Annotated in this window: 23 protein-coding genes; 17 read left to right on the top strand and 6 right to left on the bottom strand. The window is 56.5% G+C overall.

Going from position 1 to position 26,404, the window contains the following annotated elements; all coding sequences use genetic code 11:
• The 13 genes from U869_RS0121180 (at position 1) to lpxC (ending at position 16,066) form a co-directional block, all read left to right on the top strand.
• On the top strand, positions 1-1,767 hold the full coding sequence (locus U869_RS0121180) for a peptidoglycan glycosyltransferase FtsI (RefSeq protein WP_025120489.1): 1,767 nt from the start codon (positions 1-3) through the stop codon (positions 1,765-1,767).
• Positions 1,754-3,241 carry a UDP-N-acetylmuramoyl-L-alanyl-D-glutamate--2,6-diaminopimelate ligase gene (gene murE / locus U869_RS0121175; RefSeq protein ID WP_025120490.1) on the top strand — a complete coding sequence of 496 codons (1,488 nt, stop codon included), beginning with the start codon at positions 1,754-1,756 and terminating at the stop codon, positions 3,239-3,241. The genes U869_RS0121180 and murE overlap by 14 nt, the downstream gene beginning before the upstream one ends.
• A complete protein-coding gene (gene murF, locus U869_RS0121170; RefSeq protein ID WP_025120491.1) occupies positions 3,238-4,599 on the top strand; it encodes a UDP-N-acetylmuramoyl-tripeptide--D-alanyl-D-alanine ligase in 1,362 nt (453 codons plus the stop codon). Before murE ends, murF begins: the two co-directional genes overlap by 4 nt.
• On the top strand, positions 4,593-5,675 hold the full coding sequence (gene mraY, locus U869_RS0121165) for a phospho-N-acetylmuramoyl-pentapeptide-transferase (protein ID WP_024527172.1): 1,083 nt from the start codon (positions 4,593-4,595) through the stop codon (positions 5,673-5,675). Before murF ends, mraY begins: the two co-directional genes overlap by 7 nt.
• Before the next feature lie 2 nt (positions 5,676-5,677).
• Positions 5,678-6,997 carry a UDP-N-acetylmuramoyl-L-alanine--D-glutamate ligase gene (gene murD / locus U869_RS0121160; protein WP_025120492.1) on the top strand — a complete coding sequence of 440 codons (1,320 nt, stop codon included), beginning with the start codon at positions 5,678-5,680 and terminating at the stop codon, positions 6,995-6,997.
• On the top strand, positions 6,994-8,196 hold the full coding sequence (gene ftsW, locus U869_RS0121155) for a cell division protein FtsW (RefSeq protein WP_025120493.1): 1,203 nt from the start codon (positions 6,994-6,996) through the stop codon (positions 8,194-8,196). The genes murD and ftsW overlap by 4 nt, the downstream gene beginning before the upstream one ends.
• A 3-nt stretch (positions 8,197-8,199) precedes the next feature.
• Entirely contained in the window at positions 8,200-9,264 is a 1,065-nt protein-coding gene (gene murG / locus U869_RS0121150) for an undecaprenyldiphospho-muramoylpentapeptide beta-N-acetylglucosaminyltransferase (protein WP_025120494.1), read from the top strand.
• A 54-nt stretch (positions 9,265-9,318) separates the two neighbouring features.
• The gene (murC, locus tag U869_RS0121145; RefSeq protein WP_025120495.1) at positions 9,319-10,794 is read left to right on the top strand and encodes a UDP-N-acetylmuramate--L-alanine ligase; all 1,476 of its coding nucleotides are present in this window, start codon (positions 9,319-9,321) and stop codon (positions 10,792-10,794) included.
• A complete protein-coding gene (locus U869_RS0121140; protein WP_025120496.1) occupies positions 10,787-11,707 on the top strand; it encodes a D-alanine--D-alanine ligase in 921 nt (306 codons plus the stop codon). Before murC ends, U869_RS0121140 begins: the two co-directional genes overlap by 8 nt.
• Position 11,708: 1 nt before the next feature.
• Complete coding sequence (gene ftsQ, locus U869_RS0121135) at positions 11,709-12,563, top strand: cell division protein FtsQ (RefSeq protein ID WP_025120497.1); 855 nt, start codon at positions 11,709-11,711, stop codon at positions 12,561-12,563.
• A complete protein-coding gene (gene ftsA, locus U869_RS0121130) occupies positions 12,560-13,816 on the top strand; it encodes a cell division protein FtsA (RefSeq protein ID WP_004950148.1) in 1,257 nt (418 codons plus the stop codon). The genes ftsQ and ftsA overlap by 4 nt, the downstream gene beginning before the upstream one ends.
• Before the next feature lie 74 nt (positions 13,817-13,890).
• Complete coding sequence (ftsZ, locus tag U869_RS0121125) at positions 13,891-15,045, top strand: cell division protein FtsZ (RefSeq protein ID WP_024483522.1); 1,155 nt, start codon at positions 13,891-13,893, stop codon at positions 15,043-15,045.
• 103 nt (positions 15,046-15,148) lie between these two features.
• The gene (gene lpxC / locus U869_RS0121120; RefSeq protein ID WP_025120498.1) at positions 15,149-16,066 is read left to right on the top strand and encodes a UDP-3-O-acyl-N-acetylglucosamine deacetylase; all 918 of its coding nucleotides are present in this window, start codon (positions 15,149-15,151) and stop codon (positions 16,064-16,066) included.
• A 16-nt stretch (positions 16,067-16,082) separates the two neighbouring features.
• Here lpxC and U869_RS0121115 read toward each other — a convergent pair whose 3' ends face one another.
• The gene (locus tag U869_RS0121115) at positions 16,083-16,610 is read right to left on the bottom strand and encodes a DUF721 domain-containing protein (protein WP_025120499.1); all 528 of its coding nucleotides are present in this window, start codon (positions 16,608-16,610) and stop codon (positions 16,083-16,085) included.
• A gap of 26 nt (positions 16,611-16,636) precedes the next feature.
• On the opposite strand from U869_RS0121115, the gene secM reads away from it, so the two are divergent.
• From secM to mutT, 3 genes are all read left to right on the top strand, one after another.
• Positions 16,637-17,158: a secA translation cis-regulator SecM gene (gene secM, locus U869_RS0121110; RefSeq protein WP_025120500.1), complete on the top strand. Its 522-nt coding sequence runs from the start codon at positions 16,637-16,639 to the stop codon at positions 17,156-17,158.
• A gap of 87 nt (positions 17,159-17,245) precedes the next feature.
• Positions 17,246-19,957, top strand: a complete 2,712-nt coding sequence (gene secA / locus U869_RS0121105; RefSeq protein ID WP_025120501.1) for a preprotein translocase subunit SecA — start codon at positions 17,246-17,248, stop codon at positions 19,955-19,957.
• A 139-nt stretch (positions 19,958-20,096) separates the two neighbouring features.
• A complete protein-coding gene (mutT, locus tag U869_RS0121100) occupies positions 20,097-20,501 on the top strand; it encodes an 8-oxo-dGTP diphosphatase MutT (protein ID WP_025120502.1) in 405 nt (134 codons plus the stop codon).
• A gap of 221 nt (positions 20,502-20,722) precedes the next feature.
• On the opposite strand, the gene yacG is transcribed toward mutT, so the two are convergent.
• Genes yacG through coaE form a run of 3 tightly spaced genes read right to left on the bottom strand, consistent with a single transcriptional unit; the run spans position 20,723 to position 22,327 of the window.
• On the bottom strand, positions 20,723-20,920 hold the full coding sequence (yacG, locus tag U869_RS0121095) for a DNA gyrase inhibitor YacG (protein WP_029987434.1): 198 nt from the start codon (positions 20,918-20,920) through the stop codon (positions 20,723-20,725).
• Between the two features lie 34 nt (positions 20,921-20,954).
• The gene (gene zapD, locus U869_RS0121090) at positions 20,955-21,707 is read right to left on the bottom strand and encodes a cell division protein ZapD (protein ID WP_025120504.1); all 753 of its coding nucleotides are present in this window, start codon (positions 21,705-21,707) and stop codon (positions 20,955-20,957) included.
• Complete coding sequence (gene coaE, locus U869_RS0121085) at positions 21,704-22,327, bottom strand: dephospho-CoA kinase (RefSeq protein WP_025120505.1); 624 nt, start codon at positions 22,325-22,327, stop codon at positions 21,704-21,706. Before coaE ends, zapD begins: the two co-directional genes overlap by 4 nt.
• A gap of 347 nt (positions 22,328-22,674) precedes the next feature.
• Here coaE and U869_RS0121080 point away from each other — a divergent pair, with 347 nt between their 5' ends.
• Positions 22,675-23,718 carry a GMP reductase gene (locus U869_RS0121080; RefSeq protein ID WP_025120506.1) on the top strand — a complete coding sequence of 348 codons (1,044 nt, stop codon included), beginning with the start codon at positions 22,675-22,677 and terminating at the stop codon, positions 23,716-23,718.
• Positions 23,719-23,768: 50 nt separating this feature from the next.
• On the opposite strand, the gene hofC is transcribed toward U869_RS0121080, so the two are convergent.
• Together hofC and gspE are read right to left on the bottom strand one after the other, a co-directional pair.
• Positions 23,769-24,968, bottom strand: coding sequence for a protein transport protein HofC (hofC, locus tag U869_RS0121075; RefSeq protein WP_025120507.1), 1,200 nt, complete (start codon positions 24,966-24,968; stop codon positions 23,769-23,771).
• Entirely contained in the window at positions 24,965-26,401 is a 1,437-nt protein-coding gene (gene gspE, locus U869_RS0121070; protein ID WP_025120508.1) for a type II secretion system protein GspE, read from the bottom strand. The genes hofC and gspE overlap by 4 nt, the downstream gene beginning before the upstream one ends.
• Positions 26,402-26,404: the final 3 nt, after the last annotated feature.

Below are 26,404 nucleotides of genomic sequence, written 5' to 3'. Positions count from 1 at the left end.
ATGAAAGCAGTACGTCCCGGTAATAAGTTGAAACGCCAGGAAGATCAAGCCAGCTTTGTCAGCTGGCGTTTTGCGTTGCTGTGCGGCTGTATCCTGTTGGCCTTGGTTGGGCTGATGCTGCGTGTGGCCTATTTGCAGGTGATCAATCCGGATCGGTTGGTGAAGGAAGGCGATATGCGCTCGCTGCGCGTACAGTCGGTGCCAACCGCGCGCGGCATGATTAGCGATCGCTCTGGTCGCCCGCTGGCGGTGAGCGTACCGGTGAACGCCGTATGGGCGGATCCGAAAGAGTTGAACGAACGTGGGGGTATTACGCTGGATTCGCGCTGGAAAGCGCTGTCCGACGCGTTGCAAATCCCGCTCGATCAGCTCTCCAATCGTATCAATGCCAATCCGAAGGGGCGCTTTGTCTATCTGGCCCGGCAGGTTAACCCGGCGATTGGTGATTACATCCACAAGCTGAAACTGCCAGGTATCTACCTGCGTCAGGAGTCGCGCCGTTATTACCCGTCCGGGCAAGTGACCTCTCATATCATCGGCGTGACCAACATTGATGGCGAAGGTATTGAAGGGGTCGAAAAAAGCTTTGACCGCTGGCTGACCGGCCAACCGGGTGAAAGAACGGTACGTAAAGACCGCTATGGCCGGGTGATCGAGGATATCTCCTCGGTAGACAGCCAGGCGGCGCACAATCTGGCGCTGAGCATCGATGAACGTCTGCAGGCGCTGGTTTATCGCGAACTGAACAACGCCGTTGCCTTCAACAAGGCGGAGTCTGGTACCGCGGTGCTGGTGGATGTGAACACCGGCGAAGTGCTGGCGATGGCCAACAGCCCGTCGTACAACCCGAACAATATGGCCGATACGCCGAAAGACACCATGCGTAACCGTGCCATCACCGATATTTTTGAGCCTGGTTCTACCGTTAAACCGATGGTGGTAATGACGGCGTTGCAGCGTGGCGTAGTGAAAGAAAATAGCGTGCTCAACACCATCCCTTACCGCGTTAGCGGCCATGAAATCAAAGACGTGGCGCGTTATTCGGAACTGACCGTGACCGGGATCTTGCAGAAGTCGAGTAACGTCGGTGTTTCAAAGCTGGCGTTAGCGATGCCGTCCTCAGCGTTGGTAGATACTTACTCACGTTTTGGGCTGGGAAAAGCGACCAATTTGGGGCTGGTCGGAGAAAGCAGTGGCTTATACCCAAAAAAACAACGGTGGTCTGACATAGAGAGGGCCACCTTCTCTTTCGGCTATGGGCTAATGGTAACCCCGTTACAGTTAGCGCGAGTCTATGCCACGATCGGCAGCTTGGGCGTTTATCGCCCACTGTCGATCACCAAGGTTGACCCTCCGGTTGCCGGTGAACGCATCTTCCCCGAGGCTACCGTGCGTACGGTAGTGCACATGATGGAAAGCGTCGCCTTGCCGGGCGGTGGTGGGGTGAAAGCCGCCATCAAGGGTTATCGTATTGCCATTAAAACCGGTACCGCCAAAAAGGTCGGCCCGGATGGCAAATACGTCAACCGATATATCGCTTATACCGCGGGGGTGGCACCAGCTAGCCAACCTCGTTTTGCTCTGGTGGTGGTCATCAACGACCCGCAGGGTGGAAAATACTACGGTGGTGCGATTTCTGCGCCGGTGTTTGGTGCCATCATGGGAGGCGCGCTGCGGATCATGAACGTTCAGCCAGACGCGTTACCCACCGGTGACAAAAGCGAATTAGTGATTAACAAGAATGAGGGTACAGGTGGCCGATCGTAATTTGCGCGATTTACTCGCTCCGTGGGTGCCAACGGCACCCGAGCGCGCGCTGCGGGAAATGATATTAGACAGCCGTATTGCGGCTGCCGGGGATCTGTTTGTCGCCGTAGTTGGCCATCAAACGGATGGACGCCGCTATATTCCGCAAGCCATCGCCCAAGGGGTTGCCGCCGTTATCGCCGAAGCGGAAGGCGAAGCTGAAGACGGTAAAATTTGTGAAATGCACGGCGTGCCGGTGATTTATCTGAGCCAACTTGGCCAGCGCCTGTCCGCATTAGCCGGGCGTTTCTATCATCAGCCTGCCGAGCGTCTGCGCCTGATTGGCGTGACCGGGACCAACGGTAAAACCACCACCACTCAACTGTTAGCCCAATGGAGCCAACTGTTGGGGGAAACGGCCGCAGTGATGGGCACCGTCGGCAACGGTTTGTTAGATCAGGTTTGCCCAACGGAAAATACCACCGGTTCTGCCGTCGACGTGCAGCACGTGCTTAACGATCTGGTGCAGCAGGGGGCGACCTTTGCCGCGATGGAAGTTTCCTCTCACGGTCTGGTGCAACACCGTGTGGCGGCCTTACCTTTTGCCGCCGCGGTATTCACCAACCTGAGCCGCGATCACCTGGATTACCACGGTGACATGGCCAGCTACGAAGCGGCCAAATGGTCACTGTTTGCCAACCATGAGGTTGGGCAGGCCATTATCAATGCCGACGATGAAGTCGGACAGCGCTGGCTGGCTAACTTGCCAGACGCGGTAGCCGTCACCATGCAGGATAATTTACAGCCTGGCTGTCGTGGCCGCTGGTTGAAGACCACGGCGGTGAACTATCACGATAACGGTGCCACCCTCCACTTCAGCTCAAGCTGGGGTAACGGCGAGATCGAAAGCCGCCTGATGGGGGCATTCAACGTCAGTAACCTGATCCTGGCATTGGCGACGCTGCTGTCGCTCGGTTACCCGCTTGAGAAGCTGGTTAACACCGCCAATCAGCTCCAGCCGGTCTGTGGCCGGATGGAAGTCTTCAATGCGCCAGGCAAGCCGACGGTCGTGGTGGATTATGCCCACACCCCGGATGCGCTGGAAAAAGCGCTGGAAGCCGCTCGCCTGCATTGCCAGGGGCAACTGTGGTGCGTGTTTGGCTGCGGTGGCGATCGCGATAGAGGTAAGCGCCCACTTATGGGTGGCATTGCCGAGCAGTTTGCCGACCGGGTAGTGGTAACGGATGATAACCCGCGTACCGAAGAGCCGCAGGCGATCATCAAAGATATTCTGGCCGGGCTGCTGGATGCCGGGCATGTGCAGGTGATCCACGGGCGTGCAGAAGCTGTGACCAGCGCCATCATGCAGGCCAAAGAACAAGATGTCGTGCTGGTGGCGGGTAAAGGCCACGAGGATTACCAACTGGTGGGCAACCGCCGCCTGGACTACTCCGATCGTACCACCGTCGCTCGTCTGCTGGGGGTGTTGGCATGATCCCGGTTTCCCTCCAGACGCTGGCCGCAGTATTGGATGCTGAGCTGATCGGCACCGATTGCACCATCACCGAAGTGACAAGGGATACTCGTCAGGTCACCGCGGGTTGCCTGTTTGTGGCTTTGAAAGGGGAGCGTTTCGATGCCCACGACTTTGCCGCTGATGCCGTTGCCGCAGGTGCAGGCGCTTTGCTGGTAAGTAAGCGCTTATTGGTGGATGCCCCACAACTGGTGGTGAAAGATACCACCTTGGCGCTGGGGCAGTTTGCCGCCTGGGTACGCCAGCAGGTGCCAGCCAAAGTGGTGGCGCTGACCGGTTCATCGGGCAAGACCTCGGTGAAAGAGATGACCGCGGCCATTTTGCGTGAATGCGGCGAAGTGCTGCATACCGCAGGCAATTACAATAACGAGATCGGCGTGCCGCTAACGCTGCTGCGTTTAGAGCCGCAGCATGATTTTGCGGTGATCGAACTGGGTGCCAACCATATCGGTGAGATTGCCTATACCACCGCCTTGGCACAACCGCAGAGCGCGCTGGTGAATAATCTGGCCGCTGCCCATCTGGAAGGTTTTGGTTCACTGGCTGGCGTGGCGCAGGCCAAGGGCGAGATCTTTGCCGGTTTGCCGGCGGATGGCGTGGCGATCCTCAATGCAGATAGCAACGACTGGCCACACTGGCAGACGCAGTTACGGGGCAAGACAGTCTGGCGTTTCTCCCCCCAGGCTGCGGAATCAGTAGATTTCTTTGCCAGTGACATCCAGGTGAAAGGCAGCGTAACGCACTTCACCTTGCACAGCCCATTCGGCACGGTAGCGATCGAGTTGCCATTGCCGGGCCGTCATAATGTGGCCAATGCGTTGGCAGCGGCAGCGCTGGCAATGTCAGTGGGTGCAACGTTGGCCGCCGTCAGTGAAGGTTTAAAACAGCTTCAGGCCGTGCCAGGGCGTCTGTTCCCGATCGCCTTGGCAGCAGGTAAGTTATTGCTCGATGACAGCTACAACGCCAACGTCGGTTCCATGACGGCAGCGGCGCAGGTATTGGCAGAAATGCCGGGTTACCGCGTGATGGTCGTTGGCGATATGGCCGAACTGGGCGCAGAAGCCGAAGAATGCCATCGTCAGGTGGGTGAAGCCGCCCGTCAGGCCGGTATCGATAAAGTTATCAGCGTGGGTGGACTGAGCCAGGTATTGAGCTCGGCCGCCGGTCACGGTGAGCATTATCAGGATAAAACAGCAGTGACCGCGCGCGTGGCGGAACTACTTTCAACACATGCGGTAATTACCGTGTTAATCAAAGGTTCACGTAGTGCCGCAATGGAGCAGGTAGTACGCGCGTTACAGGAGAAAGCACCATGTTAGTTTGGCTGGCCGAACATTTGGTCAAATATTATTCAGGCTTCAACGTCTTTTCCTACCTGACGTTCCGGGCCATTGTCAGCCTGCTGACCGCGCTGTTCCTGTCCTTGTGGATGGGGCCTAAGGTGATCAAACGCCTGCAGGAAATGTCCTTTGGCCAGGTCGTACGTAACGACGGGCCAGAGTCACATTTCAGCAAGCGCGGCACGCCGACCATGGGCGGCATCATGATCCTGACCTCCATCACCATTTCGGTGCTGATGTGGGCCTATCCGTCCAACCCTTACGTGTGGTGCGTGCTATTCGTGCTGGTAGGTTACGGCATCGTCGGCTTTGTGGATGATTATCGCAAAGTGGTGCGCAAAGATACCCGGGGGTTGATTGCCCGCTGGAAGTATTTCTGGCAATCGGTGATTGCCCTGATCGTGGCCTTTGCCATGTATGCCGTAGGAAAAGACACGCCAGCCACCGAGCTGGTTGTGCCGTTCTTTAAGGACATCATGCCGCAGCTGGGTCTGCTGTATGTGCTGTTGGCGTACTTCGTGATTGTCGGTACCAGCAACGCGGTCAACCTGACCGATGGGCTGGATGGCCTGGCGATCATGCCAACCGTGTTTGTGGCGGCAGGCTTTGCACTGGTGGCTTGGGCGACGGGCAACATGAACTTCGCCAACTATCTGCATATTCCTTATCTGCGTCATGCGGGTGAGTTGGTCATTGTCTGCACCGCGATTGTCGGGGCAGGTTTAGGTTTCTTGTGGTTTAACACCTACCCGGCTCAGGTGTTTATGGGTGACGTAGGTTCACTGGCACTGGGCGGCGCGTTGGGTACTATCGCCGTGCTGCTGCGCCAGGAGTTCTTGCTGGTGATCATGGGCGGCGTGTTTGTGGTTGAAACGCTGTCGGTGATCCTGCAGGTGGGATCGTTCAAGCTGCGCGGGCAACGTATTTTCCGCATGGCGCCGATCCATCATCACTATGAATTGAAAGGCTGGCCAGAACCACGGGTGATCGTGCGCTTCTGGATTATTTCGCTGATGCTGGTGCTGATTGGCCTGGCGACGCTGAAGGTGCGCTAATTATGGTGGATTATCAGGGTAAAAAGGTAGTCATCATCGGGTTGGGCCTCACCGGCCTGTCCTGCGTTGATTTCTTTATGACTCGCGGCGTGACGCCGCGGGTGATGGATACCCGTATTTCGCCGCCGGGCCTGGATCAACTGCCCGAGAGCGTTGAACGCCATCTGGGCGATCTCAACCAGGAATGGCTGCTGACGGCGGACCTGATCGTTGCCAGCCCTGGCATGGCACTGGCCACTCCCGCCTTGAGCGCTGCGGCTGATGCCGGAGTTGAGATTGTCGGAGACGTTGAGCTGTTCTGTCGTGAAGCCCAGGCGCCGATCGTGGCGATCACCGGCTCCAACGGCAAGAGCACCGTCACCACCTTGGTGGGCGAAATGGCCAAGGCCGCCGGTTGGGCCGTAGGCGTTGGGGGCAATATTGGCCTGCCAGCGTTAAGCCTGCTGCGCCAGGAGTGCCAACTGTACGTGCTGGAGTTGTCGAGCTTCCAACTGGAAACCACTCACAGCCTGCACGCCGCAGCGGCCACCATTTTGAACGTGACCGAAGATCATATGGATCGCTATCCGTTTGGCCTGCAGCAATACCGCGCCGCCAAACTGCGTGTCTATGAAAATGCCGGGGTCTGCGTGGTGAATGCGGACGATGCGCTGACCATGCCGATCCGCGGTGCCGATGAGCGCTGTGTCAGCTTTGGTGCCGACGTGGGGGATTACCATCTCACCCGCCAACAGGGTGAGATCTGGCTGCGTGTGAACGGCGAGAAGGTCCTCAACACCAGCGAGATGAAGCTCACCGGCCGCCATAACTTTACCAATGCGCTGGCAGCCCTGGCGCTGGCCGATGCTGTCAAGCTGCCGCGTGCGTCCAGTTTGAAAGCGCTGACCACCTTCACCGGCCTGGAGCATCGCTTCCAACTGGTGTGGGAACAGCACGGCGTGCGTTGGATTAATGATTCCAAAGCCACCAACGTGGGCAGTACCGAAGCGGCGTTGAACGGCCTGCAGGTCAAGGGTACATTGCATCTGCTGTTGGGCGGTGACGGCAAGTCTGCGGACTTCTCCCCGTTGGCGCGTTATCTGCAAGGCGACAACGTACGTTTGTACTGTTTTGGCCGTGATGGTGGGCAACTGGCGCAACTGCGTCCGGAAGTCGCCACACTGACAGAAACGATGGAGCAGGCAATGCAGGCGATTGCCCGCGAGGTGCAGTCAGGCGATATGGTGCTGCTGTCACCGGCCTGCGCCAGCCTGGATCAGTTCCGTAATTTTGAAGTGCGTGGCAACGAGTTTGCCCGTCTGGCGCAGGAGCTGGGCGGATGAGACTACGGGTGTCGACGTTCGGCCTGACCAACAAGCTGAAAGACTGGGTGATGGGATCGCGTGAAAGCGACGCGGTCAGCATGGTGCTGTATGACCGTACCCTGTTGTGGCTGACTTTCGGTCTGGCGATCATTGGTTTTGTGATGGTGACGTCGGCTTCGATGCCTATCGGCCAGCGCCTGGCAGAGGATCCGTTCCTGTTTGCCAAGCGTGATGCGCTGTACCTTGGCCTGGCGTTTGGCCTGTCGCTGGTGACGCTGCGTATCCCGATGGCCGTGTGGCAACGCTATAGCAACGCCATGCTGCTGCTATCGATAGTCTTGCTGCTGGTGGTACTGGTGGTAGGTAGCTCGGTCAACGGGGCATCCCGCTGGATTGCACTGGGGCCGTTGCGTATCCAACCGGCTGAGCTGTCCAAGCTGTCGCTGTTCTGCTACCTGGCGAGTTATCTGGTGCGCAAGGTTGAGGAGGTTCGCAGCAACTTCTGGGGCTTCTGCAAGCCGATGGGCGTAATGGTGGTGCTGGCGGTACTGTTGCTGGCACAACCGGATTTGGGAACGGTTGTGGTGCTGTTTATCACCACGCTGGCGATGCTATTCCTGGCCGGGGCGAAGATGTGGCAGTTCCTGGCGATCATCGGTTCCGGCGTGTTCGCCGTGGTGCTGCTGATTGTGGCGGAACCTTACCGTATGCGCCGCGTGACGTCATTCTGGAACCCGTGGGCCGATCCGTTTGGCAGCGGCTACCAGTTAACCCAGTCGCTGATGGCGTTTGGCCGTGGTGAGTTCTGGGGGCAAGGGTTAGGTAATTCGGTACAAAAACTCGAGTATTTACCCGAGGCGCACACCGACTTTATCTTCTCCATTTTGGGCGAGGAACTGGGCTATATCGGTGTGGTTTTGGCCCTGTTAATGGTATTCTTCGTCGCTTTTCGCGCCATGTCGATCGGCCGCAGGGCGCTCGAGATAGACCAGCGTTTTTCCGGTTTTCTGGCGTGTTCAATCGGTGTCTGGTTCAGTTTCCAGGCGTTGGTTAACGTCGGTGCGGCAGCGGGGATGCTGCCAACCAAAGGCTTGACCTTGCCACTGATCAGTTACGGTGGCTCGAGCCTGATCATTATGTCGACGGCGATCGTGCTGTTGCTGCGAATTGATTATGAAACGCGCCTGACCAAAGCGCAGGCGTTTGTGAAGAGGTAGCGGATGAGCGGTAAAGCTAAGCGTTTAATGGTGATGGCAGGCGGTACCGGCGGGCATGTGTTTCCGGGGCTGGCGGTCGCGCATCATCTGATGGCGCAGGGCTGGCAGGTTCGCTGGCTCGGCACCGCAGACCGTATGGAAGCCGATCTGGTGCCAAAGCACGGGATCGAGATTGATTTTATCCGCATCTCCGGGCTACGTGGCAAGGGGCTGAAGGCGCAGCTGACCGCGCCGCTGCGTATCTGGCAAGCGGTGCGTCAGGCTAAAGCGATTATGCGCAGCTATCAGCCGGACGTGGTGCTGGGGATGGGCGGTTACGTTTCTGGTCCTGGCGGTTTGGCTGCCTGGCAGTGTGGTATTCCGGTGGTGCTGCATGAGCAGAACGGCATTGCAGGCCTGACCAACCGCTGGCTCTCGCGGATTGCCAAGAAGGTGTTACAGGCGTTCCCTGGTGCGTTCCCGAATGCGGACGTAGTGGGTAACCCGGTGCGTACCGATGTATTGGCACTGTCGTTGCCTGCCGAGCGTCTGAGTGGGCGCGAAGGGCCAATCCGCGTGCTGATTATCGGCGGTAGCCAAGGGGCTCGCGTGCTGAATCAGACAGTTCCTGAAGTCGCCGCGCTGCTGGACGGTAGAATAGCCCTCTGGCATCAGGTAGGTAAGGGCGCGTTGCCAACGGTGCTGCAAGACTACGAGAGGGTAGGGCAGACCGGGCACAAGGTAACCGAATTTATTGATGACATGGCAGAGGCTTATGCCTGGGCAGATGTGGTGGTGTGCCGTTCTGGCGCGCTGACCGTCAGCGAAGTGGCGGCGGCGGGATTACCGGCCATTTTTGTGCCGTTCCAGCACAAAGATCGTCAACAATACTGGAACGCACGTCCTCTGGAAGAGGCCGGTGCGGCCAAAATTATCGAACAACCGCAGTTTACTGCCGATGTCGTGGCGGAACTGCTGGCTAGCTGGGATCGTCCTACGCTGCTGAAGATGGCCGAAAAGGCCCGCGCGGTGGCGATCCCGGATGCAACAGAACGTGTGGCGGCAGAAATTATTCGCGCAGCCCTGTAAGGCCGTAGGGATGACCCCCTGTGAGCTAAACCGAACCTGATAGATAGAGAAGTGATGAATACACAACAATTGGCGAAACTACGTACTTTCGTGCCTGAGATGCGACGCGTCCGGCACATCCACTTTGTTGGCATCGGTGGTGCCGGCATGGGGGGTATCGCCGAAGTGTTGGCCAACGAGGGTTATGAGATCAGTGGTTCTGACCTGGCACCGAACCCGGTCACCCAGCAGTTGAGCGAGCTTGGGGCAACGATTTACTTCCATCACCGCCCGGAAAACGTGCTGGATGCCAGCGTAGTGGTGGTTTCGACCGCTATCTCGGCAGACAACCCGGAGATTGTCGCGGCCCGTGAGGCACGCATTCCGGTGATCCAGCGTGCAGAAATGCTGGCCGAACTGATGCGCTATCGTCATGGCATTGCGATTGCCGGTACCCACGGCAAAACCACCACCACGGCGATGGTTTCCAGCATTTATGCCGAAGCCGGTCTGGATCCGACGTTTGTTAACGGCGGGCTGGTGAAGGCGGCGGGGACCCACGCACGTTTGGGTTCCAGCCGTTACCTGATTGCGGAAGCGGATGAGAGCGACGCGTCGTTCCTGCATCTGCAACCGATGGTGGCGATTGTCACCAACATCGAAGCCGACCATATGGATACCTACCATGGCGATTTCGAGAATTTGAAGCAGACGTTTATCACCTTCCTGCATAACCTGCCGTTTTATGGCCGTGCGGTAATGTGTATTGACGATCCGGTGGTGCGTGAGTTGTTGCCGCGCGTGGGTCGCCATATTACGACTTATGGTTTCAGTGAAGATGCAGACGTGCGTATCGAAAGCTACAGCCAGAAAGGGCCACAAGGGCACTTTACGCTGAGCCGTCAGGATAAGCCGCTGATGACGGTAACCCTGAATGCGCCGGGCCGCCATAACGCCTTGAACGCGGCGGCGGCGGTTGCTGTGGCAACAGAAGAAGGCATTGCTGACGAAGCCATTCTGCGTGCGCTGGCCGGTTTCCAGGGCACAGGGCGTCGCTTCGACTTCCTGGGCGAGTTCCCGCTGGCCGCTGTGAACGAAAAGCAGGGCAGCGCCATGCTGGTGGACGATTATGGCCACCATCCAACGGAAGTTGATGCCACCATCAAGGCGGCGCGTGCCGGTTGGCCAACCAAGCGGGTGGTGATGATCTTCCAGCCGCACCGTTATACACGTACTCGTGATCTGTATGACGATTTCGCCAACGTATTGTCGCAGGTTGACGTGTTGCTGATGCTGGATGTCTATCCGGCGGGTGAAGCGCCAATTCCAGGTGCCGATAGCCGTAGCCTGTGCCGTACCATTCGCAACCGCGGCAAACTGGATCCGATTTTGGTGTCCGATGCGGATACCGTGCCAACGCTGTTGGCGCAATTGTTGCAAGGAGATGATCTGGTGCTGGTGCAAGGGGCCGGTAATGTCGGTAAAATCGCGCGCAAACTGGCTGAACTAAAACTGCAACCACAGATCAAACAGGAGGATCATCATGGCTGATAAAGTCGCCGTATTGCTGGGTGGTACCTCCGCAGAACGTGAAGTTTCATTGCAATCTGGCGCGGCGGTGCTGGCCGGGTTGCGAGAAGCGGGCATTGATGCTCATGGCATCGACACCCGTGACTTCCCTGTCACCGACTTGAAGGCGCAGGGGTTCACCAAAGTGTTCATCGCGCTGCACGGGCGTGGCGGTGAAGATGGTACATTGCAAGGCCTGCTGGAGTTTTTGCAACTGCCTTATACCGGCAGCGGAGTGATGGCTTCGGCGCTGACCATGGATAAATGGCGCAGCAAAATGGTGTGGCAGTCGATGGGGTTGCCGGTGGCACCTTACGTCGCGCTGAGCCGCCGCCAGTATTTGGGCGAAGAACGGCAAAGCCAGCTGGCCGCCATTGAAGCGCTGGGATTACCACTGATTGTGAAGCCAAGCCGTGAAGGTTCCAGCGTTGGCATGAGCAAAGTGACCGAACGCGCTACCCTTGAAGGGGCGCTGGAAGAGGCTTTCCGTCACGATGAGGATGTGCTGGTAGAAAAATGGCTCAGTGGCCCGGAATACACCGTGGCCATCCTGGGCGATAAGGTGCTGCCTTCTATCCGTATTCAGCCCGCCGGTGTGTTTTACGATTATCAGGCCAAATATATTGCCGACGACACGCAGTATTTTTGTCCGAGCGGTCTGGATGATCAGCAGGAAGCCGCTATGGCTGCGCTGGCACTGCGGGCTTACCGTGGGTTGGATTGCAGCGGCTGGGGGCGTGTTGATGTCATGCAAGACAGCGATGGCCGCTTCTACCTGCTGGAGGCGAACACCTCGCCGGGCATGACCAGCCACAGCCTGGTACCGATGGCGGCCCGGCAGTCTGGATTAACGTTCTCGCAGCTGGTTGCGGGAATTCTGGCGTTGGCTGACTGAGATGTCGCAAGCGGCCCTGAATGCGCGCGATCGCGAGGCGGATAACAGCCCACGTCGCAGCAATGGAACCCAGTTGGCGGGGATGATTTTCCTGCTGATGGTGCTGGGAACCATCCTGTGGTGCGGTTGGGTAGTGGTGGGCTGGATGCAGGATGCCAGCCGTTTGCCACTCTCGCGGCTGGTACTGACCGGTGAACGCCATTTCACCACTAACGACGATGTTCGCCAGGCGATCTTGGCTTTGGGAGCACCGGGCACCTTTATGACGCAGGATGTGGATATCATCCAGCAGCAGATTGAACGTCTGCCGTGGGTCAAGCAGGCCAGCGTACGTAAACAGTGGCCGGATGAGCTGAAAATCCACCTGGTGGAGTATGTCCCGGTGGCACATTGGAATGATTTGCACATGGTGGATGCCGAAGGCAAATCGTTCAGCATTCCGGCGCAGCGTTTGGGCAATCAGAAGTTACCGTTGCTCTATGGCCCGGAAGGAAGCGAACAGGATGTTCTGGAAGGTTACCGCGCGATGAATGGCGTGCTGGCAGCCAGCAAGTATCAGCTCAAGATGGCGTCCATGACGGCTCGCCATTCGTGGCAGTTGGCTTTGGATAACGATGTTCGGCTGGAACTGGGACGTGACGATCGCATGGGACGTCTGCAACGCTTTATCGGGCTCTATCCGGTACTGTTGCAGCAGGCGCAAGCGGAAAACAAGCGCGTCAGCTATGTCGATTTACGCTATGACTCCGGTGCCTCAGTCGGCTGGGCTCCGGCATTTATCGACCCGCAGGCAGCGGCAGGCGATCGGCCAAACAGTAATCAGCAACAGAATCAGGCACAGGCAAAACAACAATGATCAAGTCGACGGACAGAAAACTGGTAGTTGGACTGGAGATCGGTACTGCAAAAGTCTCCGCATTGGTAGGGGAAGTTTTGCCCGATGGCATGGTCAACATTATCGGGGTGGGCAGTTGCCCGTCTCGCGGTATGGATAAGGGTGGCGTTAACGATCTGGAATCGGTAGTCAAGTGCGTACAGCGCGCTATCGACCAGGCCGAACTGATGGCGGATTGTCAGATTTCTTCGGTCTACCTGGCCTTGTCGGGTAAGCATATCAGCTGTCAGAACGAGATCGGCATGGTGCCCATCTCCGAAGAGGAAGTGACACAGGAAGACGTGGAAAACGTGGTGCACACTGCCAAATCGGTACGTGTGCGTGACGAACACCGCATCCTGCACGTTATTCCTCAGGAATACGCCATCGACTATCAGGAAGGTATCAAAAACCCGGTTGGGTTGTCCGGCGTGCGTATGCAGGCCAAGGTGCACCTGATCACCTGCCATAACGATATGGCCAAGAACATTGTCAAAGCAGTGGAACGTTGTGGTCTGAAAGTGGACCAACTGATTTTCGCCGGTCTGGCCGCCAGCTATGCGGTGCTGACCGAAGATGAGCGCGAGCTTGGCGTCTGTGTGGTTGATATCGGCGGTGGCACCATGGATATGGCTGTCTATACCGGCGGTGCGCTACGCCACACCAAAGTGATCCCTTACGCCGGGAACGTGGTCACCAGCGATATCGCCTACGCCTTCGGCACGCCGCCGACCGACGCAGAAGCGATTAAAGTTCGACACGGTTGTGCACTTGGGTCGATTGTTAGCAAGGATGAAAGTGTTGAGGTTCCTAGCGTAGGGGGAAGGCCTCCTCGGAGTCTGCAAAGACAGACATTGGCTGAAGTGATTGAGCCGCGCTATACCGAACTGTTGAATCTGGTTAACGATGAAATATTGCAATTGCAGGAGCAACTGCGTCAGCAAGGGGTGAAGCATCATCTGGCAGCGGGTATTGTGCTGACCGGCGGTGCCGCCCAGATTGATGGCCTGGCAGCTTGTGCGCAACGGGTATTCCATACCCAGGTACGCATCGGCCAACCCTTGAACATCACGGGTCTGACGGATTACGCGCAAGAGCCTTACTATTCTACAGCGGTCGGGCTACTGCACTATGGAAAAGAATCTCACCTCAGCGGTGAGGCAGAAGTAGAAAAACGCGCCTCGGTGGGCAATTGGTTTAAACGCATCAATAGCTGGCTGAGAAAAGAGTTTTAATGTTTAGACAAAGAGATCATGCTGAGTAATCTTTTTATGATCTCGCAGCGACAGGCACAAAACGGAGAGAAACTATGTTTGAACCAATGGAACTAACCAATGACGCGGTGATTAAAGTCATCGGCGTCGGCGGTGGCGGTGGCAACGCCGTTGAACACATGGTGCGCGAGCGCATCGAAGGTGTTGAATTCTTCGCCGTTAATACAGACGCTCAGGCGCTGCGTAAAACGGCAGTTGGCCAAACCATCCAGATTGGTAGCGGTATTACCAAAGGTCTGGGTGCAGGCGCGAACCCTGAAGTGGGTCGCAATTCAGCGGAAGAAGACCGTGAAGCCCTGCGCGCCGCCCTGGAAGGTGCAGACATGGTCTTCATCGCGGCCGGCATGGGTGGCGGTACCGGTACCGGTGCTGCGCCAGTGGTCGCTGAAGTCGCAAAAGATCTGGGTATTCTGACAGTGGCCGTGGTGACCAAGCCTTTCAATTTTGAAGGCAAGAAGCGCATGGCATTCGCTGAGCAGGGTATCGCTGAGCTTTCCAAGCACGTGGACTCGCTGATCACCATCCCGAACGACAAGTTGCTGAAAGTTCTGGGCCGTGGCATCTCTCTGCTGGACGCGTTCGGCGCGGCCAACGACGTGCTGAAAGGCGCGGTACAGGGTATTGCCGAACTGATCACCCGCCCAGGCCTGATGAACGTTGACTTTGCCGACGTGCGCACCGTGATGTCCGAAATGGGCTACGCGATGATGGGTTCTGGCGTCGCCTGTGGCGAAGACCGTGCCGAGGAAGCGGCGGAAATGGCGATCTCCAGCCCACTGCTGGAAGATATCGACCTGTCCGGCGCCCGTGGCGTACTGGTCAACATCACCGCTGGCTTCGACCTGCGTCTGGATGAATTCGAAACCGTGGGTAACACCATTCGTGCTTTCGCTTCCGACAATGCGACCGTGGTCATCGGTACCTCGCTGGATCCGGAAATGAACGACGAACTGCGCGTGACCGTGGTCGCGACCGGTATCGGTATGGACAAACGTCCTGAAATCACTCTGGTAACCAACAAACAGGCCAGCCAGCCAGTGATGGATCACCGTTACCAGCAGCATGGTATGTCACCGCTGCAGCAGGAAGTGAAACCTGCCGCCAAGGTGGTGAACGATCAGAGCGCGCAACCTAACAAAGAGCCTGATTATCTGGATATCCCGGCCTTCCTGCGCAAGCAGGCAGATTAGGAATAAACCGATAATTTGGAATCTCCGCTCTTTGTGCTAAACTGTCCCGCCGGCCTTGCTGTATGCTTGGCTGGTTGGATTGATAACATTGCGAGATAAAACGATGATCAAACAAAGGACATTAAAACGTATTGTGCAGGCGACTGGTGTCGGTTTACATACCGGCAAGAAAGTCACGCTCACAATGCGCCCAGCGTCGGCTAATACCGGGGTCATCTATCGTCGCACTGACTTGAATCCACCGGTAGATTTCCCGGCTGATGCCAAATCCGTGCGTGATACCATGCTCTGTACTTGCCTGGTTAATGAGTCAGACGTGCGTATTTCCACCGTTGAGCATTTGAATGCTGCGTTGGCGGGCCTGGGTATCGACAACATCATTATCGAAGTTGACGCTGCCGAAATCCCGATCATGGACGGTAGTGCCAGCCCGTTTGTCTATCTGCTGCTGGATGCCGGCATCGAAGAGCTGAACTCGGCGAAGAAATTCCTGCGTCTGAAAGACACGGTACGTGTTGAAGATGGCGACAAGTGGGCAGAGCTGTCCCCGCATAACGGGTTCCGCCTGGACTTCACCATCGACTTCAACCACCCGGCGATTGATGCCAGTACCCAACGCTATCGTCTGGATTTCTCAGCCGATTCGTTCGTACGTCAAATCAGTCGTGCGCGTACCTTCGGTTTCATGCGTGATATCGAATATTTGCAGTCCCGTGGCCTGGCCCTGGGCGGCAGCTTCGATTGCGCGATTGTGGTGGATGACTATCGTGTCCTCAACGAAGACGGCCTGCGCTTCGAAGACGAATTCGTACGCCACAAAATGCTGGATGCCATCGGCGATCTGTTCATGTGCGGCCATAACATCATTGGCGCGTTCACCGCGTACAAATCAGGCCATGCGCTGAACAACAAGCTGCTGCAAGCCGTGCTGGCGAAACAGGAAGCTTGGGAATACGTGACATTCCAGGATGAAGCCGAAATGCCACTGGCATTCAAAGCTCCATCAACCGTACTGGCCTAAGCTGCCAAGACGTCAATTAGTTATCACGACCGGTCGCGTTGGCTCTCTCTCCTGCCAACGAGGCCAGTCGTTCTAAAATCTTGCGTAATTTCTCTGGGCTCTGTGCCGCCAATCCCCGTAATGCCTCTGCACTTTCCAGGCTCAAGTGACGCATGGGAACTTCTGCTTGCTGACCGCTTCCCGTGCCTTTGCCTAGATTTTGTACCTGACTGCTGCCTTTTGCCATCAGCGATGGATTAATCCTGATGTCGATTGACGACAAAGATGGTAGAATTTGCGCTCGTAGTGCGGATAGCAGGCTGGGTTGTTCATAGCGTAAGCGCATCATCCAACTGGCATTGGCGGTTTCCAGCACTAAAATACCCTGTCTGAAGTTGGCGACACGGCACCAAGGGTGCAGCTGAGCGGGCAATAACCCCTTCACGGCACGATTGAGTTTCAGTAGCGCGATAGCGCGTTGCTGAACGTTATGCAGCGGTCCTTTCTCTGTTGCAGACGCGTCGTCAAACAGGATATCTAATAATTGTGGACGGCTATCGCGCATAATGGGCTCCGGCGGATAATAAACACGTGATCGGTATTCTAAATCGTTGGCGACAATTTGGCAGACGTTATTTCTGGCCTCATCTCCTGTTGGGGATGGTAGCGGCTACGCTTGGCGTACCGCAAAATTTGTCCGGCACTGTCGATCAAAGCGCATTACCGAGCACCTCGTCCAGTCTTAACCGACAAAATTCAGCCAGTCACGCCTTCAATAGCCTGGCGTTACTGCAAGAAGTGCATCGTCGCCCAACGTTTAACGTTGATTACTGGCACCAGCATGCGCTTCGCACCGTCATTCGTCACCTCTCTTTTGCTCTGGCACCTCAGGCCGTCTATGCCCGGGTGCAGGAAGCGGAGAGCGTTGCAGTTGAACCTGCTCAGCTTGCCCTGCTTTCCACGCTCAATGCGCTACTGACGCACGAGCCAAAACCACCGACTATCATTCGTGATACCCATCACCCCATCGTACCTTCTTTGGCGCAGCATCAGGCCGGGCTATGGCTCGCTCAGGTGCAAGGTATTCGCGCCGGGCCTGCGGTCCTCGGCTAATCTTTGCCCCCTGGGCAGCAAAAACAAACAAAACAACAGCTTGTTGACGGCCATTATGGTGTCGTCGCGTAAGAGATATGAAGAATCATGTTAATTAAACTATTGACCAAAGTTTTTGGTAGCAGCAACGATCGTACCCTGCGCCGCATGCGCAAAGCGGTTGAGGTGATCAACCGTATGGAACCAGACATGGAAAAACTGTCTGATAGCGAACTGCAGGCCAAGACCGATGAATTCCGTGCGCGTCTGAAAAAGGGCGAAGTGCTGGAAAGCCTGATCCCGGAAGCCTTCGCCGTGGTGCGTGAGGCCAGTAAGCGGGTATTCGGTATGCGTCACTTCGATGTGCAGCTGCTGGGCGGGATGGTACTTAACGATCGCTGTATCGCCGAGATGCGTACCGGTGAAGGTAAAACGCTGACCGCAACCCTGCCTGCCTATCTGAACGCCCTGAGCGGCCGTGGCGTACACGTAGTTACCGTCAACGACTACCTAGCCCAGCGTGACGCCGAAAACAACCGTCCGCTGTTCGAATTCCTGGGTCTGAGCGTAGGCATCAACCTGCCGGGCATGCCTGCTCCGGCCAAGCGTGAAGCCTATGCTGCCGATATTACCTACGGCACTAACAACGAATACGGTTTTGACTACCTGCGTGACAACATGGCGTTCAGCCCGGAAGAGCGCGTGCAGCGTAAACTGCACTATGCGCTGGTGGATGAGGTTGACTCCATCCTGATCGACGAAGCGCGTACGCCACTGATCATCTCCGGCCCGGCCGAGGACAGCTCAGAGATGTACAAGCGGGTTAACAAGCTGATCCCACAGCTGATCCGTCAGGAAAAAGAAGACTCCGACACTTTCCAGGGTGAAGGGCACTTCTCGGTCGATGAAAAAGCACGCCAGGTTCACCTGACCGAACGCGGCCTGATCATGATCGAAGAGATGCTGGTGGAAGCGGGCATCATGGATGAAGGCGAATCGCTGTATTCCGCGACTAACATCATGCTGATGCACCACGTTACTGCCGCACTGCGTGCCCACGTGCTGTTCACCCGCGACGTTGACTATATCGTTAAAGACGGTGAAGTCATTATCGTTGACGAACACACCGGCCGTACCATGCAGGGCCGCCGCTGGTCCGATGGTCTGCATCAGGCAGTCGAAGCCAAAGAAGGCGTAGACATTCAGAACGAAAACCAGACGCTGGCGTCGATCACCTTCCAGAACTACTTCCGTCTCTACGAGAAGCTGGCCGGTATGACCGGGACGGCGGACACCGAAGCCTTCGAATTCAGCTCGATCTACAAGCTGGATACCATCGTGGTGCCAACCAACCGCCCAATGATCCGTAAAGATATGCCGGATCTGGTCTACATGACCGAGAAAGAGAAGATCGCCGCGATCATTGAAGATATCCGTGAACGTACCGCCAACGGCCAGCCGGTGCTGGTAGGTACCATCTCGATCGAGAAGTCTGAAGTGGTTTCCCGCGAACTGACCAAGGCTGGTATTGAACACAAGGTTCTGAACGCCAAGTTCCACGCCATGGAAGCGGATATCGTCGCCAATGCTGGCCAGACTGCCGCGGTCACCATCGCCACCAACATGGCCGGTCGTGGTACCGATATCGTGTTGGGCGGTAGCTGGCAGAGCGAAGTGGCTAACCTGGAAGAGCCGACGGAAGAGCAGATTGCTGCAATTAAAGAGGCTTGGAAAATTCGCCATGATGCCGTGCTGGCCGCCGGTGGTCTGCATATTATCGGTACCGAGCGTCACGAATCACGCCGTATCGACAACCAGCTGCGTGGTCGTTCCGGCCGTCAGGGTGATGCCGGTTCTTCCCGCTTCTACCTGTCGATGGAAGATGCGCTGATGCGTATTTTCGCCTCGGATCGCGTTTCTGGCATGATGCGCAAACTGGGTATGAAAGATGGTGAAGCCATCGAGCACCCATGGGTCACCAAAGCCATTGCTAACGCACAACGTAAGGTTGAAAGCCGTAACTTCGATATTCGCAAGCAACTGCTGGAATACGATGATGTGGCCAACGATCAGCGCCGTGCGATCTACAGCCAGCGTAATGAATTGCTCGACGTGTCCGACGTGAGCGAAACCATCAACAGCATCCGTGAAGACGTGTTCAAGACTACCATCGACAGCTACATTCCGCCGCAGTCGCTGGAAGAGATGTGGGATGTGAAGGGTCTGGAAGAGCGCCTGAAAAACGACTTCGATCTGGATATGCCGATCGCCGAGTGGCTGGATAAAGAACCTGAGCTGCACGAAGAAACGCTGCGTGAGCGTATCATGGCGAAAGCGAAGGAAGATTACCTGCGCAAAGAAGAAGTGGTTGGCGCTGAGATGATGCGCAACTTCGAAAAAGGCGTGATGCTGCAAACGCTGGACTCCCTGTGGAAAGAGCACCTGGCGGCGATGGATTACCTGCGTCAGGGTATTCACCTGCGTGGCTATGCGCAAAAGGATCCGAAGCAGGAATACAAGCGTGAATCCTTCAACATGTTTGCCACCATGCTGGAATCGCTGAAATATGAAGTGATCAGCGTATTGAGCAAGGTTCAGGTGCGCATGCCGGAAGAGGTTGAAGCTCTGGAACTGCAACGCCGTGAAGAAGCCGAGCGTCTGGCACGCCAGCAACAGCTGAGCCACCAGGAAGAAAACGCCCTGGCGATCACCGATCCGAATGCTCCGGCAGTCGCCGAACGCAAAGTAGGGCGTAACGATCCTTGCCCTTGTGGTTCCGGTAAGAAATACAAGCAGTGCCACGGCCGCCTGCAAAAGTAAGCCAGGCGCGGTGAGTGGGTCTCGGGGCCCACTACGTAGGGGCGCTGCATGCTGCGCCCTCGCTGTTCCATTTTTACATCAACCTGAAGGGCTCAGCATGCTGAGCCCTTTTTTTAGCTATCAAGATCTGGAGGATGCGATGAAGCACCTGAACATCGCCGTAGGGATTATCCGTAACCCACAGCAGGAAATCTTCATCACGCGCCGCGCTGCGGATTCGCACATGGCGGGTTTTTGGGAATTCCCTGGCGGCAAGATTGAGCAGGGCGAAACGCCGGAACAGGCATTAGGCCGCGAATTACTCGAAGAAACCGGGATCGACACTAAACAGGCTCGACTATTGGAGGTGCTGGAGCACCGCTTCACCGATCGGATTGTGACGCTGAATTTCTATCTGGTGGAAGAGTGGGCGGGCGAACCCTATGGCCGTGAAGGGCAGCCGATGCGCTGGGTGAAGCAGGCCGATCTGCGCGAGGAAGAGTTCCCCGAAGCCAATGTCATTATCATCAAACTGCTGGTGGCGCAGGCCAGTGCCGCACAGTAAATTTTTGGCCGTAACGTTGGTCAGTCAAGGTTGGCTATTTCCCCTCACCCCAGCCCTCTCCCGATGTAAAGGCTGAGAGTTTCATGAACACGGGTATGGGGAGAGGGGGCTAACCCGGAGTCGCGGTCAGGTGCAGGGGATAATCTGTGGCACGTTCGGTCCCCTCTCCCTGTGGGAGAGGGTTAGGGTGAGGGGGCACCAAGGCACGCTGCAAGCCGTGTTCAAAGCGGCTCCCGGTCCTCCGACCAATCTTCACTTTCGTTCAGATCTTCGTTGCTGGGAATACGCTTCTCTTCATCGGCCCATTCACCCAGATCGATCAGCTGGCAGCGCTTGCAGCAGAACGGCCTAAATGGGCTGACTTCGCCCCAAACCACGCCTTTGCCACAGGTTGGGCATTTTACTACGGTCATATTCATTCCTTGCTCCCTCTTAAAATCCAAGGGGTTATCATCAACAGCAGGCCAGCTCAAAGGTCAGACGCTCCGGCACTACGCCGTTTTCACTGTCTAGCGGCAGGAAACGGATGGCATAGCGCGTCTTGTGGCCGGAAATCTGCGGGTAAAGCTGGTAAGCCAGATTAATACGTAAGCGTAACAGATCTGCACCCTCGGCGTTATCCTGGAAGAAGCCGTTAAGGCTGATCTGATTGCGGAACGGTCCGGCCTGGCGCACCAGATCCAACACGATGGTCAGCGCCTGATTCAAAGGTTCGAGGGTTTGCAACCACTCTGCCACGTCGGCATCACGTTCATGTTGCGCCACGTGCATCCACATATGCAGCGTTGGCAAATCGAAGCTGCAACAGCCGCCAGGGATGCTCAGACGCTGGCGAACCAGGCTTATCAGCCGATCTTCACGTAGTGCCTGACCCATACGTGGGGCAGACATCAGCGCTGAGGCGCAACCTTTCAATTGGCTGCGTAGTTGATTGACCACCGAGATATCGACACCGGGCAACTCTGCCCATTGCAGTAATTTCTGCTGCTGGCGTTCCAGCTCTTTCAGCAGTTCGGTGCGCACTTCGCCACGTTCCAATACGTCCAGCAGGTCCGCAACGGTGCGGAAAAAAGTCAGGGCGATTGCCGTTTCGCTCAGTGCTCTTTGGCCATGGAGCTGCTGCAATAAAAACTCGATCCGCAGCCAGGTACGCATTTTTTCATTTAACGGGTGTTCAAAGAGAACAGTCGGGGAAGCGTCACTCATTCGGTGTGATCCTGTCGGGTCGCTGAAGTTGCCAGCTCAAGATAGTGTTGATGCAATGCGGCGACATGGGATGCGATTTCCTGTGCACTGCCGCTATTGTCAATGACGTCATCCGCAACGGCCAGGCGCTGTTCACGCGTGGCCTGTGCAGACAGAATATTTAGCGCCTGTTGGCGGTCGATGCCGTCGCGGGCCATGGTTCTGGCCAATTGTGTTTCGCTGTCGACATCCACCACTAAAACGCGGTCGGCACGATCTTGCAGGCCGTTTTCTACCAGCAAGGGTACTACCCATAGTACGTAACAACTCTGGGCGTTGGCTAGTTGTCGCTGCGTTTCCCGCTGGATCTGAGGGTGCAGCAGCTGGTTTAGCCAGCGCTTTTCGTCGGGATCGCTGAAGATCCGCTGACGTAAAGCCGCACGGTTGAGGGATCCGTCCGTCAGCAACATTTCATTACCAAAATGTGCCGCAATAGCGTCCAATGCCGGGGTTCCAGGCTCAACAACCTGGCGAGCGATGATATCCGCATCAACAATGACCACGCCTAAACGTGCAAAGGCGTTGGCTACGGTGGATTTGCCGCTGCCGATACCGCCGGTTAATGCCACTATGTAGGCCATGGTCGAAGGGGATCCTGATTTCACCAAAAATAATAAACGAATCATAAAGCGATCGCGCAGAAGTGCAAGCGGGCGCGCGTGGCTTACCTCGCGCTTGAGGTTTCAGCTGAGAAATATTGAGTCGTGGCATCGGGAAAATGAGGCGGCAATCACATTGGGGTGTAGCAGGTAAATTTGTGGGATTGTACCGCAAATAAAGGTGAAATCGCAGTCTTGCCGAGTGATTATTAGTGCGTATGATAGCATCACTGGAACTGGCAATAACCTACCCGTCGTCTTTCAAGTTGTAGGGTAGAGGTTCGAAATCCCTCTGCGATCCGTCGCCAAAAACCAGGAAATCATCAGTCATGCGTATTGAAGAAGATTTGAAGTTAGGCTTTAAAGATGTGTTGATCCGCCCTAAGCGCTCCACGCTGAAAAGCCGTTCGGAAGTTGAACTGGAGCGTCAGTTTACCTTCAAACATTCAGGTTGGAACTGGTCCGGTGTGCCGATTATCGCCGCCAATATGGACACGGTTGGCACCTTCCGCATGGCCGAGGCCCTGGCATCCTTCGACGTTCTCACCGCCGTTCATAAACATTACACCGTAGAGCAATGGGCTGAGTTCGTTCAGCGCGTGCCTGAATCCGTGCTGCGCCATGTGATGGTGTCTACCGGGACTTCTGAAGCCGATTTCGTCAAGATGAAGCAGATCCTGGCGCTCTCTCCGCTGTTGAAATTTATCTGCATCGACGTGGCCAACGGTTATTCCGAACACTTTGTGGCCTTCCTGAAAAGAGCCCGTGAAGCCTGCCCAAGCCATGTGATTTGCGCGGGTAACGTGGTTACCGGTGAAATGGTGGAAGAGCTGGTGCTGTCCGGTGCCGACATCGTGAAGGTCGGGATTGGCCCTGGTTCGGTCTGTACTACCCGTGTGAAAACCGGCGTAGGTTATCCACAACTTTCCGCCGTGATCGAGTGTGCCGATGCTGCACACGGTCTGGGCGGGCAGATTGTCAGCGATGGCGGCTGTTCTGTTCCGGGCGATGTGGCGAAAGCCTTCGGCGGCGGTGCAGACTTTGTCATGCTGGGCGGCATGTTGGCCGGGCACGATGAATGTGAAGGCACCGTGGTGGAAGAGAACGGTGAGAAATTCATGCTGTTTTACGGCATGAGCTCAGAGTCCGCCATGAAACGCCATGTGGGTGGGGTAGCTGGCTACCGTGCGGCAGAAGGTAAAACCGTCAAGCTGCCACTGCGTGGTGAAGTCGAGTTTACCGTGCGCGATATTCTCGGCGGCCTGCGTTCTGCCTGTACTTACGTAGGCGCAGAGCGTCTGAAAGAGCTGACCAAGCGCACCACCTTTATCCGCGTGGCGGAGCAGGAAAACCGCGTTTTCGGCAGCAAATAACGGTCTGACATGGTGGGGCGCCGCATGCTGCGCCCTTATCAAACAGGGAATTACCCCAGCACATTCCCCAACTGGAATATCGGCAAATACATCGCGACCACCAGCGTTCCCACAATCCCTCCTACCACTATCATCAGCAATGGTTCCAGCGTTTGTGCCAGCGTATCGGCGAGTTCATAGGTCTGTTGTTCGTGCCAAACCGCCAGCTTGTCCAACAGAATATCCAACGTGCCGGATTCTTCCCCCACCCGCACCAACTGCTGGCACAGCGAGGGAAACAGCGGCTGTTGAGCCAGCGCACTGTGGAAGGGATATCCTTGGGACAGTTGCTGTTCTATCGCCGTCAGCGCCTGGCAATAAAACACAATATTCACCGATAGCTTCGCCGCACTTAGCCCTGCCACCAGCGTTAATCCCGCCTGCTGGGTCATGGCCAGAATACGAAATACCTGACTCAGGCAGTTGCCCTTGACCAACGAGGCAATCAACGGGATGCGCAGCAACATCGCCTGTTCACGTTGTTGCCAATCCGCCAACGGATGCAGCCAGCGCCAATAAAACCCTGCCAGCCCAGCGACCGCGAGCAACAGATAAGGCCCGGTAGCGATCAAGACGCCAGACAGTGCCAGCAGGCCCTGGGTAAACCAGGGTAATGGAGCATCGAAAGATTGATAAATCTTGGCAAACTCCGGCAGCACCATCACCAACATTAAAATAGTGACCACCATGGCCACCAGACAGATAAACAGCGGGTAGCGCAGTGCCTTCAGGACCTTCTTCTGTAGCTTCTGCTGGGCTTCTTGCTGCTGTGCCAACTGCAGGCAACAGCGATCCAGATTACCCGTCAATTCGCCGATGGCGATCAGTTGGCGATAGATTAAGGGGAATACGCGATGCTGCTCGGCAATCACTTCGGAAAAGGGGTGCCCCATTGCCACGCTGTGGCTGATTTCCCGCAACAGACAGCGCCAGGCCGCCGCTTGATGCTCCTGCGCCAGCAGCTCCAGGCTATTGACCAGCGGTAGCCCGGCCTGCAACAGGGTTGCCAACTGGCGGGTGAATTGGATCATCGGCTCGCCACGCCATTGACGTGCAGAAACCCGTTTCCCAGGCCCCATTTGATAAGGTTGTAACCCCTGTTCCAGCAAGTGCTGATAGACCTGATTTTTCTCCTCCGCCAGCAGTTCGCCATTGCGAATGCCACCCTGGCTGTCGATAGCTTGCCAAACAAACAGGCGGCGAGTTTTCATGGTTTGCTCTCTGTCTGAGTGGTTACCCCAACCACGCGATATAGCTCTTCCAGCGAGGTGGTTCCCTGAGCGACCAACGTCAGGCCTGCTTGCAACAGCGCCACCTGGCCTTGCTGTTGTGCAATATCGGCCAACTGTCTCACCGAGGCATTTTGCATCAGGGCGTTCTGGATCTCCGGGGTGATCTTCAGCAACTCGTAGACGCCAATCCGACCGTAATAACCCCCAAAGCAATGCTCACAGCCAGCTGCACGCCACGGGATCAGGGGTTCTGGCCAGATAGCGGCCGGGAAGTGCAGGATCTCCACTTGTGGATAGCGGCAATGGATGCACAAACGCCGCACCAGGCGTTGGGCAATCACCAGTTTCAGGCAGGCCGCCAGCAGGTAACCGGGAATGCCCATTTGGGTCAGGCGGGTCAGGGTTTCGCAGGTGGAATTGGTATGCAGGGTCGATAACACCAGATGCCCGGTTTGAGCTGCCTTGACGGCAATTTCGGCCGTTTCTTTATCGCGGATCTCGCCGATCATGATGACATCCGGATCCTGGCGCAGCAGAGCACGCAACACGCGGGCGAAATCCAGATCGGTTTTGCTGTTGACCTGCGTCTGGTTAATACCGAATACCGGGATCTCGATGGGATCTTCGACGCTGCACAGGTTGCTCTGCGCATCGTTCAACTGGCGTAACCCGCTGTACAGCGTCACGGTTTTACCGCTGCCGGTTGGGCCGGTAACCAGGATCATGCCTTGCGGGTTGCAGAGGGCATCGGCATAAGATCCAAGCGCTTCCTGGCTCATGCCAAGCTGTTCGAGCGGTAATTCCTGGCGGTCGGTTTGCAGGATCCTCAGCACTACCTTTTCACCATGCAGCGTGGGTAGGGTAGAGATACGCATTGAGAAACTGGCGTTATCTAACTGCACGCTGAGTTGGCCATCCTGCGGCAGGCGGCGCTCGGCGATATCCAACTGCCCCATGATCTTCAGTCTGGCGGTGATCCTGGCTGCCAGCGAAAAGGGTGGGGAAGCGATAGCCTGAAGGACACCGTCAATCCTTAACCTGACGCGGAACCTCTGCTGATAAGGCTCAAAATGTACGTCAGAGGCGCGCCGCTGGATGGCGCTGCGCAGCGTCTGATTAATGAATTGCACCACCGGAGTATCGCCGTCGTCATTAAGCGAAGGGGATTGTTCCTCGGTATTTTCCTGTGCAGGCACCAGGGCGAGAGGTTGCCGTTGGTGCTGTGCCTGCTCCAGCCGTGCAATAGGCCATTGTTCTATCCCAACGCTTTTACCAGTGGCGAAACGCAGCGCGCTCACCAGAGCCACAGGGATTTCGCCATGCAGGGCAATAGTCAGCCGCTGTGCGTCTTCGCTAAGGGCCAGCGCCTGGTAACGCTGGCACAGCGCGTGGATTTCATCGCTGATTTCCATGCA

This window comes from Serratia sp. H1w (assembly GCF_000633355.1).
Classification (GTDB): domain Bacteria; phylum Pseudomonadota; class Gammaproteobacteria; order Enterobacterales; family Enterobacteriaceae; genus Chania.
Note: the sequence above shows the minus strand (reverse complement) of the source record. Positions and strands in the feature narration are given on the sequence as shown.

Excerpts from the sequence above, each read along its gene's own strand:
- U869_RS0121180 (WP_025120489.1), top strand. The coding sequence starts at position 1 with ATGAAAGCAGTACGTCCCGGTAATAAGTTGAAACGCCAGGAAGATCAA.
- murF (WP_025120491.1), top strand. The coding sequence starts at position 3,238 with ATGATCCCGGTTTCCCTCCAGACGCTGGCCGCAGTATTGGATGCTGAG.
- mraY (WP_024527172.1), top strand. The coding sequence starts at position 4,593 with ATGTTAGTTTGGCTGGCCGAACATTTGGTCAAATATTATTCAGGCTTC.
- murD (WP_025120492.1), top strand. The coding sequence starts at position 5,678 with ATGGTGGATTATCAGGGTAAAAAGGTAGTCATCATCGGGTTGGGCCTC.
- ftsW (WP_025120493.1), top strand. The coding sequence starts at position 6,994 with ATGAGACTACGGGTGTCGACGTTCGGCCTGACCAACAAGCTGAAAGAC.
- murG (WP_025120494.1), top strand. The coding sequence starts at position 8,200 with ATGAGCGGTAAAGCTAAGCGTTTAATGGTGATGGCAGGCGGTACCGGC.
- murC (WP_025120495.1), top strand. The coding sequence starts at position 9,319 with ATGAATACACAACAATTGGCGAAACTACGTACTTTCGTGCCTGAGATG.
- U869_RS0121140 (WP_025120496.1), top strand. The coding sequence starts at position 10,787 with ATGGCTGATAAAGTCGCCGTATTGCTGGGTGGTACCTCCGCAGAACGT.
- ftsQ (WP_025120497.1), top strand. The coding sequence starts at position 11,709 with ATGTCGCAAGCGGCCCTGAATGCGCGCGATCGCGAGGCGGATAACAGC.
- ftsA (WP_004950148.1), top strand. The coding sequence starts at position 12,560 with ATGATCAAGTCGACGGACAGAAAACTGGTAGTTGGACTGGAGATCGGT.
- ftsZ (WP_024483522.1), top strand. The coding sequence starts at position 13,891 with ATGTTTGAACCAATGGAACTAACCAATGACGCGGTGATTAAAGTCATC.
- lpxC (WP_025120498.1), top strand. The coding sequence starts at position 15,149 with ATGATCAAACAAAGGACATTAAAACGTATTGTGCAGGCGACTGGTGTC.
- U869_RS0121115 (WP_025120499.1), bottom strand. The coding sequence starts at position 16,610 with ATGCGCGATAGCCGTCCACAATTATTAGATATCCTGTTTGACGACGCG.
- secA (WP_025120501.1), top strand. The coding sequence starts at position 17,246 with ATGTTAATTAAACTATTGACCAAAGTTTTTGGTAGCAGCAACGATCGT.
- mutT (WP_025120502.1), top strand. The coding sequence starts at position 20,097 with ATGAAGCACCTGAACATCGCCGTAGGGATTATCCGTAACCCACAGCAG.
- yacG (WP_029987434.1), bottom strand. The coding sequence starts at position 20,920 with ATGAATATGACCGTAGTAAAATGCCCAACCTGTGGCAAAGGCGTGGTT.
- zapD (WP_025120504.1), bottom strand. The coding sequence starts at position 21,707 with ATGAGTGACGCTTCCCCGACTGTTCTCTTTGAACACCCGTTAAATGAA.
- coaE (WP_025120505.1), bottom strand. The coding sequence starts at position 22,327 with ATGGCCTACATAGTGGCATTAACCGGCGGTATCGGCAGCGGCAAATCC.
- U869_RS0121080 (WP_025120506.1), top strand. The coding sequence starts at position 22,675 with ATGCGTATTGAAGAAGATTTGAAGTTAGGCTTTAAAGATGTGTTGATC.
- hofC (WP_025120507.1), bottom strand. The coding sequence starts at position 24,968 with ATGAAAACTCGCCGCCTGTTTGTTTGGCAAGCTATCGACAGCCAGGGT.
- gspE (WP_025120508.1), bottom strand. The coding sequence starts at position 26,401 with ATGGAAATCAGCGATGAAATCCACGCGCTGTGCCAGCGTTACCAGGCG.